This is a genomic window from Microtetraspora niveoalba (assembly GCF_001570405.1).
In the GTDB taxonomy this organism is placed as follows: Bacteria; Actinomycetota; Actinomycetes; order Streptosporangiales; family Streptosporangiaceae; genus Microtetraspora; species Microtetraspora niveoalba.
Genome location: NZ_BBYM01000006.1, coordinates 220,407 through 232,453, shown reverse-complemented (window position 1 = coordinate 232,453; position 12,047 = coordinate 220,407). Strand labels below are relative to the sequence as shown.

General features: G+C 73.7%; 10 protein-coding genes. 8 read left to right on the top strand and 2 right to left on the bottom strand.

What is annotated here, in order from left to right:
• Positions 1-18: 18 nt before the first annotated feature.
• From AWQ70_RS06660 to AWQ70_RS06645, 4 genes are all read left to right on the top strand, one after another.
• The gene (locus tag AWQ70_RS06660) at positions 19-948 is read left to right on the top strand and encodes a glycosyltransferase family 2 protein (protein WP_067171752.1); all 930 of its coding nucleotides are present in this window, start codon (positions 19-21) and stop codon (positions 946-948) included.
• A 70-nt stretch (positions 949-1,018) separates the two neighbouring features.
• Complete coding sequence (locus AWQ70_RS06655; RefSeq protein WP_067171751.1) at positions 1,019-2,395, top strand: polysialyltransferase family glycosyltransferase; 1,377 nt, start codon at positions 1,019-1,021, stop codon at positions 2,393-2,395.
• Positions 2,396-2,537: 142 nt separating this feature from the next.
• Positions 2,538-3,509 carry a GlxA family transcriptional regulator gene (locus AWQ70_RS06650; protein ID WP_174552361.1) on the top strand — a complete coding sequence of 324 codons (972 nt, stop codon included), beginning with the start codon at positions 2,538-2,540 and terminating at the stop codon, positions 3,507-3,509.
• A 170-nt stretch (positions 3,510-3,679) separates the two neighbouring features.
• Complete coding sequence (locus AWQ70_RS06645) at positions 3,680-5,050, top strand: DJ-1/PfpI family protein (protein WP_169808627.1); 1,371 nt, start codon at positions 3,680-3,682, stop codon at positions 5,048-5,050.
• 130 nt (positions 5,051-5,180) lie between these two features.
• Here AWQ70_RS06645 and AWQ70_RS06640 read toward each other — a convergent pair whose 3' ends face one another.
• Together AWQ70_RS06640 and AWQ70_RS06635 are read right to left on the bottom strand one after the other, a co-directional pair.
• Positions 5,181-6,440: a DUF6716 putative glycosyltransferase gene (locus AWQ70_RS06640; RefSeq protein WP_245646791.1), complete on the bottom strand. Its 1,260-nt coding sequence runs from the start codon at positions 6,438-6,440 to the stop codon at positions 5,181-5,183.
• Between the two features lie 5 nt (positions 6,441-6,445).
• Entirely contained in the window at positions 6,446-7,528 is a 1,083-nt protein-coding gene (locus AWQ70_RS06635; protein ID WP_245646786.1) for a hypothetical protein, read from the bottom strand.
• 165 nt (positions 7,529-7,693) lie between these two features.
• On the opposite strand from AWQ70_RS06635, the gene AWQ70_RS06630 reads away from it, so the two are divergent.
• From AWQ70_RS06630 to AWQ70_RS06615, 4 genes are all read left to right on the top strand, one after another.
• Complete coding sequence (locus AWQ70_RS06630) at positions 7,694-8,623, top strand: oxidoreductase (protein WP_067171743.1); 930 nt, start codon at positions 7,694-7,696, stop codon at positions 8,621-8,623.
• A gap of 72 nt (positions 8,624-8,695) precedes the next feature.
• Positions 8,696-9,295: a TetR/AcrR family transcriptional regulator gene (locus AWQ70_RS06625; RefSeq protein WP_067171742.1), complete on the top strand. Its 600-nt coding sequence runs from the start codon at positions 8,696-8,698 to the stop codon at positions 9,293-9,295.
• Positions 9,292-10,110, top strand: coding sequence for an aldo/keto reductase (locus AWQ70_RS06620; RefSeq protein WP_067171740.1), 819 nt, complete (start codon positions 9,292-9,294; stop codon positions 10,108-10,110). Before AWQ70_RS06625 ends, AWQ70_RS06620 begins: the two co-directional genes overlap by 4 nt.
• A 159-nt stretch (positions 10,111-10,269) precedes the next feature.
• On the top strand, positions 10,270-11,691 hold the full coding sequence (locus tag AWQ70_RS06615; RefSeq protein ID WP_245646784.1) for a sulfatase family protein: 1,422 nt from the start codon (positions 10,270-10,272) through the stop codon (positions 11,689-11,691).
• The last annotated feature ends 356 nt before the right edge of the window (positions 11,692-12,047 follow it).

The following is a 12,047-nucleotide window of genomic DNA, read 5'->3' as shown; positions in this document are numbered from 1 at the left end:
GGCGAGGGAGGCGGTCCCGTGCCCGAGCTCTCGGTGATCGTCGCGGTCCGCGACGGCGAGCCGTACCTGGCGGACGCGCTGACGTCGCTGACCCGCGGCCCGGTCCCGGACATGGAGGTGATCGTGGTCGACGACGGCTCGGCGGACGCGACGGCGGCGGTGGCCGAGGACTTCCGCGCCGACCTGCCGGGGTTGCGGCTGCTGCGCCACGCCGCGCCGGCCGGGGCGGGCGCGGCCAGGAACGCCGGGCTGGCCGTCGCCACCGGCCGCTACGTGACGTTCCTGGACGGGGACGACTGGGTGGCGCCCGGCTACCTGTCCGAGCTGACCGCCGCGATCGAGGCGCTCGGCTGCGACTTCGTGCGGGTGGACCACGTCCAGGTCGAGGGCCGCAGGCGGGAGCCGCACCGCGCCCCGGAGGGAAGGCGGGGCGTCGTGCTCGATCCGCGCGACGCCGTGCTCCCCTTCGACGCCCGGACGATGGTCGACTACGCGTACGCGTGGGCCGGGATCTACCGGCGCGATCTCGGATCGCTGCTCGCCTTCCCGGAGGGCCTGCGGACGGCGGAGGACCGGCCGTGGATCTGGCGGCTGCACCGGAGGGCCCGCTCGTTCGCCGTGGTGTCCCTGGCGGGCGTCTTCTACCGGCGCGGGGTGCCCGGGTCGCTGACCGCGATCGGGGACGAGCGGCAGCTCGACTTCTTCACCGCGTACGAGACGATCCTGGACGAGGTCGAGCCCGAGTTCCTGCTCAAGGCGGCGCGCAACCTCACCGGGCTGCTCGCGCACCACGTGGAGCTGCTCGACCGGTTCCCGCCCGAGCTGCGGGCGCGGTTCGAGGAACGGGCGGCCGAGATCCTGCGGCGCGTCCCGGACGGGGCCCTCGCCGGCCTGGACCCCGACCGGCGCGCCCTCGTCGCGTCCCTCGCCGGGCCGCCGGCGGACTGATCGCGGGAGGGGCCCGGACGGAGAGGGAGCGGACGGAGAGGGACCGGAAGAAGGGGCCAGTAGGAGGGACATGGCACGGACCACGCTGCTCTGCGCCTCGACGCCGTTCGGGGTGATGACCCTGGCGGCCGCCTGCGACGAGGGCCGCTTCGGCCCCGGCGGGGGCCGAAGGATCCTGCTGGTGTCGAACAACGCGGCGATCCCGGAGATCACCCCGGCCCTGGACGAGTCGCCCGCGTTCGCCGGGATCCGGGACCGGTTCGACGAGGTCGTGTCCTGGAACGCGGTCATCGCGCCGCTGCACCCCTCCGAGTGGAGGGCGCGCTCCGTGGAGGCGCCGATGCTGGGCCGCCTCCTGTCGGCCCGCCTCGGAGATCCGGACGAGCTGGTCGTCGAGTCGATCGCGGTCCCGCCCTCCCGCACGCTGGCCGGGCTGCTGCGGGACGTGCCGATCACCGTCTATTCGGACGGCCTGATGGGGTACGGGCCCACCCGCCTCCCGCTGCCCCGGGAGATAGCCGGCCGCGTCACCCGCCTGCTCCACCTCGACCTCGTCCCCGGCCTCGCTCCCCTGCTCCTGTCCGAGCACGGCGTCCCGTCCGAGATCGTCTCCGGCGCCGCGTTCCGCGCCGTGGCCGAGCGGGCCGGCGCCGGGGCGCGGGACACGGGAGCGGGCGGGAGGGCCGGCGGGGACGCCGACGGGGACGGCGCTGGGGAGGCCAACGGGGAGTCCGGTGGGGAGGCCGGTGGGGAGGCCGGTGGGGAGGCCGTCGTCCTCGGTCAGTACCTCTCCTCCCTCGGGATCCTGACCGCCGCGGAGGAGGCCGGGCTGCACGCCGCCATGCTGCGCGGCCTCGCCGCCCGGGGGCACCGCCGCGTGGTGTTCAAGCCCCACCCCGCCGCCGGGCGGCGGCACGCCCGCGAGCTGCGCCCGGTGGCCGAGGAGCTCGGGGTCGATCTGCTGGTCGCCTCCGGGCCGGTCCCCGCCGAAGCCCACTTCGCCGTCCACCGGCCGCGCCTGGTGGTCGGCTGCTTCTCCACGGCGCTGGTGACCGCCGGGCGCTTCTTCGGCGTCCCGGCCGCGACCGTGGGCACCGACCTCGTGCTCGAACGGCTCACGCCGTACGAGAACTCCAACCGCATCCCGGCGACGGTCGCCGCCGCGGCCCTGCCCCGGCTCGGCCCCGACGGGTCGCTGGCGGAGCCGCCGCCGGTGGATCTGGACGCCCTGGTCCGGGCCGTCGCGTACTGCATGCGCGCCGCGGCACTCCCGGAGCTGCGCGAGGCCGCCGCCGCGTACGTCGCGACGCACGGGACGGAGCGCTATTTCAAGCACCGCCGCCTGTCGTCCCTGGGCCTGCTCCCCGCTCCCCCGCCGGCCGAGACGCCGCCGGACGGCCGGGGCGAGGGCCGCGCCTCCCGGCTGCGCCGTCTCTTCTCCCGCTGAGCCCCGGCGACGCCCCCGTCCGGATCCGCGCCCCCGGGCGGCCGCCGCCCGCTCTCGGGCCGGCGGCGAGTGCCTGATCCGTCCGGTGTACGGTCCGTACGGCCCTCCCGGAGCCCGGTGCGAGCGGTCTAGCGTAGGCGTCGTGAGTGAGCGAGTGGCGAGCACGGGCCGGGTCGTGGTGCTGGTCCTTCCGGACGTGAACCTGCTGGACCTGGGCGGTCCGGTGCAGGTCTTCGACGCCGCGGCGCACCTGGGTGCCGACTACCGCCTGGAGTACGTGTCCGACACCGAAGAGGCGGTGTCGGCACAGGGACTGCGGCTGGCCGGATTCGCCGGTCTGCCGGCGACCGAGCCCGGTGATCTGGTGCTGGTGCCGGGACACCGGTTGAAGGATCTCCGGCCGGGCGAGCCGCTGGTTCCCGACTCGGTGACACGGTGGCTGCGTACGGCACATCACCGTGGCGCCCGGATCGCCTCGGTGTGCACCGGCGCGGCGGCGCTGGGCGAGGCCGGGCTGCTGGACGGACGCCGGTGCACCACTCACTGGTCGCTCGTCGAGGCGTTGCGGCGGAGATACCCGGCGGCCCGGGTCCAGGACGGGGTCCTGTACGTCCACGACGGCCCGGTGAGCACCAGCGCGGGGATCTCGTCCGGGATCGATCTGGCGCTGTCGCTCGTGGAACGCGATCACGGCCCCGCACTCGCCGCCGCGGTCGCCCGGGAACTGGTGGTCTACTTGCGGCGGAACGGCTCGGCGTCCCAGATCAGTCCCTTTCTCCGGCACCGTTCGCACCTGCATCCGGCCGTCCATCGGGTGCAGGATCATCTCGCCCAGCACCTGGACACCCCGCACACCCTCGCCGAGTTGGCCGCCGTGGCCCACCTGTCCCCGCGGGGCCTGAGCCGGGCGTTCGCCACGGCGATCGGCATCAGCCCCCTGGAATACCAGCAGCAACTGCGCCTGGAACGGGCGTCGAGACTGCTGGCCGACACCGACCTCGGCGTGGACGCCGTGGCGAGCCGCTGCGGCTTCCGTGACGTCCGCCACTTCCGCCGCCTGTTCTCCACCCGGTACGGGATGTCTCCGTCGGAGGCGCGCAAGCACGCGCGCTGAGCGGCGGACCTCCCGCTGATTCCCCCTTCCACGGCGCGGATCGCGTTGCCGATGCGCGCCGCCGATCCGCGCTGCCGTGAGTTCGCCATGCCTTCATGGCCGTACAAAGAAGAGAGCCTCCTGTGTCCCGTGTCCGAAGCCGTCCGACCGCGCGTCCGAACAGGCCCGTCGTGCGCCGGATCGGGCGTGTCCTGCTGGGCGCCGCCGTGTTCCTCGCCTCCCTGGGCGGGATCTGCGCCGCCGGTGTCGCCACCACGATGGGCCAGAGCTACCCCGAGTTCGGCCGACGCCCGCCCGCCCGGGGCTGGCCGGCCGCCAAGGCGATACCCGGCGGACGGATCACCGTCGCGGTCGTGCTCAGCAACGCCGGCTCGGTCTCCGCCGACGTTCTCGCCCCTTACGAGGTGTTCGCCCGATCGGAACGGTTCGCCGTCTACACCGTGGCGGCGCGGCGAACCCCGTCCCCGCTCTCCGGCGGCGTACACCTGCTGCCCGACCACACCCTGGACGAGGTCGGGACCGGTGTCGTTCCCGAACCGGACGTGGTGGTGGTGCCCGCCGTCGTCGATCCCACCGGCACGGCGGAGGAGCCGCTGCGCGAGTGGATCGCCGCACGGTCGCGACACGGCTCCCGCCTGCTGGGCGTCTGCGCGGGCTCGGAACTCCTCGCGGCCACCGGTGTGCTCGACAACCGGAGGGCGACCTCCTTCTGGGCCAACATCGACTCGCTGAAGCGGAACCACCCCGCGGTGCGATGGCAGAGCGGCGAGCGCTATGTGGAGGAGGGCACGATCACCACCACGGCCGGCATCACCTCCGGCACCGTCGGCGCGCTCCGCATGGTCGAGCGGCTCGCGGGTGCGGACGAGGCCCGGCGGATCGGCGGCGCGCTCCACTATCCCGGCTGGAGCCTGGACGGCCCCACCGCGATCACCCCGAACCACCTCGCCCTGTCCGACCTGCCGTACGCGCTGAACGCGGCTTTCCCCTGGCAGCGCCCCACGATCGGCATCGGGCTGGAGGACGGAGTGGGGGAGATCGACGCCGCGGCGGCGTTCGAGGTCTACTCCGGTGTCTCCTTCAGTTCCCGCGCGATCCCGATCAGCGCCACCGGAACGGTCACCACGCGGCATGGCGTGATCCTGCTCACCGAACCAGCCGGTACGGCGGTGCCGCGCCTGGACCGGTTCGTGGTCCCGGGGGTGCGCGGCGACGTGACGCCGGCGCTCGCGAGCTGGGCGTCGGGACGAGGTCTCACACCGGAGCCGCCCGGCGGCGGACGGCGGGACGGAGAGTTCGGTTTCGACCCGATGCTCCGTGACCTCGCCGCCCATTCGGGCGACGTCACCGCCCGGATCACCGCCAAGTTCTCCGAGTATCCCGTCGGACAGCTGCGTCTTTCCGGGTCCGGCTGGCCCTGGCGTTCCACGGTGCTCTTCGCGGTCGCCCTGGCCGGCTCCGCGGGTGTCGGGGTGCTCGCCGCCGCCCTGCCGCGTCTGCTCCGCCGCCGTACGGCCGGCACCCCGCGACGATCCGGCTGAGGGACATCACTCAAGAGCCCCACCAAACCGTCCCCGCGTGCGCCGGGAGCACCGGCATCAAGCGCTCGCGCTCGACGAAGCCGGCGTGCGCCCCCTGACCGGATGAGGGGCGGAGCGCCGTGATCCGAGGTCAGAGGGCCTTGAGGTAACGACGGACACGACGCTTGGCGCGGTAGCCGTACCGCAGGACCCGGGGCGGCACCTCCAGCCGGAGCCGGGCGCGCCGGCGGGCCGCGGCGTGCTCCGGCCCGTCGAGCAGGGAGCGTGAGATCGCGAGGGCCCCCTCGCGGGCGGCCGCGGCCAGCTCGCGGATGCGGTCGAGCCAGTCGCTCGCGGCGTCGTCGTGGAAGTAGTTGGAGCGGCACCACTCCGGGTCCGGGACGCGGAACCCGCCCTTGGCGAGGTCGTCGAGCGTGCCGAGGCACCCGCTTCCCTCGAAGACCAGGTTGATCATCTCCGCGCTCACCCCGAAGTCGGACAGGACGAGCAGCGGCACGCCGGCGGCGATCGCCTCCAGCGCGGCGGTCGAACTGACCGTGACGAACCCGGCGGCGCGGGAGAGGTGCTCGTGCATCGGCCCGGTGGCGAACCGAAGCGCGTCGACCCGGACCCGGCCCTCCCCCGCCATCGCGAGCCAGAGGCGCTCGTAGTGGTGCCGCTCGATGTGCGTCTGGCGTTCGGAGTCGCGCCCCCTGAGCTTGACCACGACGTCCAGGTCGGGACGGGCCTCGGCCAGCGCGGCGAGGGCGAGCAGCACGGTCTCGCGCTCCTCGCGCCGCCGCGGCACCTTCGCCTGGGTCGCGAAGATCACTCGGTCGCGCTCCGCCGGCGCGGGGCCGCCGAGGTCCAGGTACGGCAGGCGGGCCAGGGCCACCCCTCCCCCGGCGGCCGACCCGCCGCCTCCGAGCGCCGCCCCGATGGCGGCGAACTCCCGCGCCTCCCGGCCGCTGTGCACGACGAACAGCTCGCATCCGCTCCGGTACAGCCACGCCTTCTCGGTCGCGGGCACCGAGATGCCGGGCAGGCCGGACACGAACGCCGGGCGCGGCCGCAGGTCGGCGAGGACCTCGGCGGCGAGGACGTCCACGACGGGCCCGGTGCAGGCCAGCAGCACGACGTCGGGCCGGAAGCGCTCGGCCGCGCGGCGCAGCCGCCGGGCGGCGAGCACGGGCGGGAGGGCGCCCCCGCCCTCCCCTGCCGGGGTTTCGGAGACGGCCGGCCGTCCCGCGCGCCCGATCCGCGTCCCGCTCACCGCCGCCTGGATCTGGCTCTCGGACGGCGCGATCGGGGAGCGCACGACCAGCAGCTCGGTCACCCAGTCGGAGGGCATGGCGTCGAGGAGGCCGGCGGCCCACTTCAGGTACGAGTCGGAGTCGGCCACGGCGAGCACGCGGATCAAGGAGCTACCTTTCCAGGGGCGGGGGAATGTCCCGGCAGGCCGCCGCGGGCGGGGCTCTCCCCCTCGGCGGCGGGGGCCGGTACGTCGGTGAAGATCTGGAGGTGGGCGCGCAGTGAGGGCCCGGCGGCCTCCGTCCACCACTCGTCGGGCACCTCGACCGCCTCGACGGAGACGCCGCGCCCGGACAGCAGGACACGCAGCGAGGTCACCGCGGTGGAGGGCAGGCTGACCACGCGCTGCCCGGGGCGCAGGTCGCGCAGCGTCAGCTCGACCGGCGGCCCGGAGTCGTGGACGGTGAGACCGTCGATCCTGGCGACCCGCGCGAGGTCCGCGGGATCCTCGCGCCGATGGGGGTAGTAGGCGACCGGCTCACCGAGTTCGCGCAGCCAGCGCAGGTAGCGGTCGCGGTGGATCAGCCCGTTGCGCACCAGCGACGTGCCGAGCACCACGGTGCGCTCCTCGGGCGCGGGGCTCGCGGGCCGGGACCGCAGCCACCCGAAGTCGTGCCGGACCAGCTCGGCGCCCGTCTCCCGTACGGCTCCCGCCAGCGGCGCGGGGACGGGCAGCGCGGTGAACACGGTCAGGCCGCGCCCGCGCAGGCGCATCCCGGCGGCGACGCCGAGCATCGCGCGGGCGAGGCCGGCCGCGCCCTCGCGACGGGCGCGGGCGCGCAGCAGCGGGCGGCGGGCGACGAGGAGTTCGAGGAGGCGGATCGTGGCCAGCCCGTCGTCGACGAGGACGATCCGCCGGGGGCGGCTGGTGAGGGCCCGGGCCTGGACCCGGCCGGAGAAGGCGTCGCCCACGGCCCAGACGCGGCCGGGGCGCGGCATCGCGTCGGCGGGCTCGGCGAGCCGCAGCCCCTCGGGCAGCCCGATCCGGCGCAGCTCACGGCCGGTGAGCCGCAGGGCGCGCTGGCCGGCCCTGGGCACGACCAGGGTGTCCGCGGCGAGCAGCCCGGCGTGGTGCGCCTCGGCGACGCACAACAACTGCAGCGGGGACTCCACCCACGCGATGGCCGGCCCCTGCTCGACGGCGTGGCGCCGACCCGCGCTGCCCACGTCCGGTGAAGACCCGTTCACGACGCGACGAGGCTAGGCGCGCCGGGCGGCGCCCCTCCGACGCGCCCGCGAACGCCGGGTGAACAGGCGCCGACGAGACCGCCGCCCGCACGGCCGAGGGTAGAGTACGAAACGGTTTCGTACACCTGAGGTTCCGTGAATACCAGAGCACATCGAGGAGTGCCCATGTGGAGCGTCGACGACATCCCCGATCTGACCGGCCGCACGGCGGTGGTCACCGGAGCGAACACGGGCATCGGCTTCCCGACCGCGCTCGAACTGGCCCGGCACGGCGCCCGCGTCATCGTGGCGAGCCGCGACCCGGACAAGGGCCGCGAGGCCGTCGGGCGGATCCTCGATCGGGCGCCCGGCGCGCAGGCGGAGTTCGAGCGGCTCGATCTCGCCGACCTGGGTTCGGTGCGCGCGTTCGCCGACGCGGTCGGGTCCCGGCTGGACGGGCTGGATCTGCTGGTGAACAACGCGGGCGTCGGCATGATCCCGAGGCGGACGACCGCCGACGGCTTCGAGATGCAGCTCGGCACCAACCACTTCGGGCCGTTCGCGCTGACCGGCCTGCTGGCGCCCCTGCTGCTCGCCCGGCCCGGCGCGCGGGTCGTGACGGTGGCGAGCGACGCCCACAAGCTGGGCCGGCTCGACCTCGACGACCTGGAGCTGCGCCGGGGATACGGCCGGATGAGCGCGTACGGACGGTCCAAGCTCGCCAACCTGCTGTTCGCGTTCGAGCTTCGGCGGCGGGCGGGGTCCCGCTTGCTGAGCGTGGCCACGCACCCGGGCGCGACCGCGACGGGCATCATGACGCTCGGCCCGCTGACCGGAGTGCTCAAGCTGCTGCTGCGCTTCGCCGTACAGCCGCCGGAGGCGGGGGCCGTGCCCTCGCTGTACGCCGCGACGTCGCCCGAGATCCGGGGCGGGGAGTTCGTCGGGCCGAAGCTGAGGCCGCAACCGGCGAGCGCGGCGGCCCGGGACGAGGATCTCGCGCGGCGCCTCTGGTCCGTCTCGGAGGAGCTCACCGGCGTACAATTCCCGGACCTCGGCGCACCCGCGACCGGACGACGCGGGACGGCGGCCGCGCCGGAACCCCGGGAGCGGCCGTGATCGGGAAAGCGGGACACGGAACCCGTGATACGAAGAGCATGATCCGGAGACCTGATCCAGGACGGGGAGCCCATGGAATCCGCCAGCTCGCGACGACTCGACCCCGGCCGCGAGCGGGCGATCCTGGACGCCACGCTGGAGCTGCTGGCCGAGACGGGATACGACCGGATGTCCGTGGACCAGATCGCCAGGCGGGCCGGGGCCAGCAAGGCGACGATCTACCGGCGGTGGACGGGCAAGGCCGAGCTCGTGGTCGATCTCGTCTGCAACCGGCTGGACATCGAGCTGCCACCGGCCCCGGACACCGGCTCGCTGCGCGGCGACCTGCTCGCCGCGCTCGGCGCCATCTGCGCGGCGATCGGGCGCAGGCAGCGGCTCATCCTCGGGCTGGTCTCCGCGATGGCGTCCAGCCCCGAGCTGGCAGCGGCGGTGCGCGACCACATGCCGGGGCGGGATCTCTCCGGGCTCGCCTTCCTGCTGGGCAGGGCGATCGAGCGCGGCGACCTCCCGGGGCCCGTCGACCCGCGCGCGCTGTTCTCCGTCGCGGAGGCCCTCATCTGGCGGCGGCTGATCGTCCAGGGCGAGCCGCTGGACGACGCTTTCATGGCCGAGGCCGTGGACCGGGTCCTGCTGCCGTTGGCCGAAAGCTGGTCGGGCAGCATGGAAACATGAACACCATCACCCTCAACAACGGCGTCACCATGCCGCAGCTCGGCTTCGGTGTGTGGCAGGTGCCCGACGACGAGGCGGAGCACGCCGTGTCCGCGGCGCTCGCCGCCGGATATCGCAGCATCGACACGGCGAAGCTGTACCAGAACGAGGCGGGCGTCGGCCGGGCCGTCCGCGAGTCGGGGATCCCGCGTGACGAGCTGTTCGTCACGACCAAGCTGTGGAATGACGAACACGGGTACGACCGGGCGCTGCGCGCCTTCGACGCCAGTATGGAGCGGCTCGGCCTCGACGTGCTCGACCTCTACCTGATCCACTGGCCCGCGCCGGCGCAGAACAAGTACGTCGAGACGTGGAAGGCCCTGGAGAAGCTCTACGCCGACGGCCGGGTCCGGGCGATCGGCGTCTCGAACTTCACGGTGCAGGCCCTGGACCGGCTCCTGGACGAGGCGGAGGTGGTGCCCGCGGTCAACCAGATCGAGCTGCACCCGCAGTTCGCCCAGGACGCGCTGCGCGCCTACGACTCCGCGCACGGCATCGCGACCGAGGCGTGGAGCCCGCTCGGCCAGGGCAAGGGCCTGCTCGACGAGCCGGTGCTGACGCGGATCGCGGCCAAGCACGGCAGGAGCCCGGCCCAGGTGGTGCTGCGCTGGCACATCCAGCTCGGCAACATCGTCATCCCGAAGTCCGTCACGCCGGAGCGCATCCGCGAGAACATCGACGTCTTCGGTTTCGAGCTCGACCCCGGCGACATGACCGAGATCGCCGCGATGGACGCGGACCGCCGCCTCGGGCCCGACCCGGCGACCTTCGGCTGATCCAAGCGGGACGGTCCCGTTCCCCAGGGATCCGGCCGGATTCGTCACGGCCTGCGCCGAACCGGGCACAGGCCGTACGTTTCCGCAGGTAGCGGCGAGGTAATGATCTGTCCCATGCCGGTCCCCAAAAAGCCCCGAAGGTGGTGTCCCTGGCTCGCTGTGACGCTCGTCCTGTGTACGGCGTTCTCGGGGGCCCCCGCGCGGGATGAGCCGACGTCCACGCGTCCGCCGAACGTCGTGCTCATCCTGACCGACGACCTGGACACGACCGACCTGCAGCGGTTCCCCAACATCTGGAACCTGCTCGTCCAGCAGGGCGCGGTCTTCTCCCGGTTCTTCGCGACCAACCCGTGGTGCTGCCCGTCGCGGTCGTCGATCCTGCGCTCGCAGTACATGCACAGCCACCAGGTGGAGAGCAACCGCCCGCCGACGGGCGGCTTCCCGAAGTTCCGGGCGCTGGAGGACTCCACGGTCGGCACGTGGATGCGGTCGGCGGGCTATCGCACCGGGCTCCTCGGGAAGTACCTCAACAAGTACCCGCTGGGCGCGTCGCGGCGCTACATACCGCCCGGATGGGACCGCTGGGCCGTCCCCGTCACCCGGCTCTACCAGGAGTACGGCTACGCGCTCAACGACGACGGGGAGATCGTCCAGCACGGCTACGAGCCGGAGGACTACCTGGAGGACGTGCTGAGCCGCGAGGCCGACGAGTTCGTGAGCTCGTCGGACGGCCGGCCGTTCTTCCTCTACCTGGCCCCGGTGGCGCCGCACCAGCCGGCCAACCACGCGGAGCGGCACGCGGCGGCGTTCGCGGACGAGGTGGCGCCGCGGACGCCGTCCTTCGACCAGCAGGACATGTCGGCGGAGCCGTCCTGGCTGCGTGAGAAGCCCCCGCTCTCCCCCAAGACGGTGCGGCGGATCGACGAACTGCACCGCGACCGGCTGCGCGCGATGCTGGGCGTGGACGACATGGTGGGCGCGCTCGTCGCGGCCCTGGAGCGGTCCGGGCAGCTCGACGACACCTACATCTTCTTCACCTCCGACAACGGCTTCCATCTGGGCCAGCATCGGCTGCACCCGGGCAAGACGACGCCGTTCGAGGAGGACATCCGGGTGCCGCTGGTCGTGCGCGGCCCCGGCGTCGCACCCGGCTCGACGATCGACCGGCTCTGCTCGACGGTGGATCTCGCGCCCACGTTCGCCGAGCTGGGCGGGACGGCGCCGCCGCCGTTCGCCGAGGGCCGCTCGCTGGTCCCGCTCCTACGAGGGGACGGCGACGTGCCGTGGCGCGACGCCGTCCTCGTCGAGTTCTTCCAGCCGCCCTACGCGCCGTACGCGGCGCCGAGCTACAGCGTGCTGCGCACCGAGAGGTACAGCTACGTCGAGTACGGCACCGGCGAGCGGCAGCTCTACGACCTGGCCGCCGACCCGTACGAGCTGCGGAACATCGCGGCGACCGCGGACCCGTTCCTGGTCGGGACGTTCTCGGCGCGGCTCGCGCTGCTACGGAACTGCTCCGGCGCGACGTGCCGGATGGCCGACGCGAACAGCCGTTCCCTGCTGAGAAGCGTGCCCCGCTGAGCCCGCGCGGAGCCGCGGCCCGGACCGGCCGCGGCTCCGGCGCCGACGTGGGCGAGCCTCCCCGTCGCGAACACGGATCGGATCACCGGGACGACGCCGTGACCGGAGGTCACGCTGCGTGAGCCTTTTGGGCCATATGGGATGGGAGCGCTCCCAAACAGCAGAATGAGGTGTTTGGTGGCTATTGTCGGGCTCTAGATCTCAAATCGGGCCGGGAGTAACAGTTAGGTTTCGGGATATTGACGCTGACATTGCTCATGGAGCAACCTTCGTGGGAGCGCTCCCAACATCACCCATCGTGGGCCGAGCGGTCGGGGACCGGCCCGCGATGCACCTTCCATGAGCTTCGGGATACC

Bases quoted from the DNA above. Each gene is read 5' to 3' on its own strand.
- AWQ70_RS06655 (WP_067171751.1), top strand. From the start codon at position 1,019: ATGGCACGGACCACGCTGCTCTGCGCCTCGACGCCGTTCGGGGTGATG.
- AWQ70_RS06630 (WP_067171743.1), top strand. From the start codon at position 7,694: ATGTGGAGCGTCGACGACATCCCCGATCTGACCGGCCGCACGGCGGTG.
- AWQ70_RS06625 (WP_067171742.1), top strand. From the start codon at position 8,696: ATGGAATCCGCCAGCTCGCGACGACTCGACCCCGGCCGCGAGCGGGCG.
- AWQ70_RS06620 (WP_067171740.1), top strand. From the start codon at position 9,292: ATGAACACCATCACCCTCAACAACGGCGTCACCATGCCGCAGCTCGGC.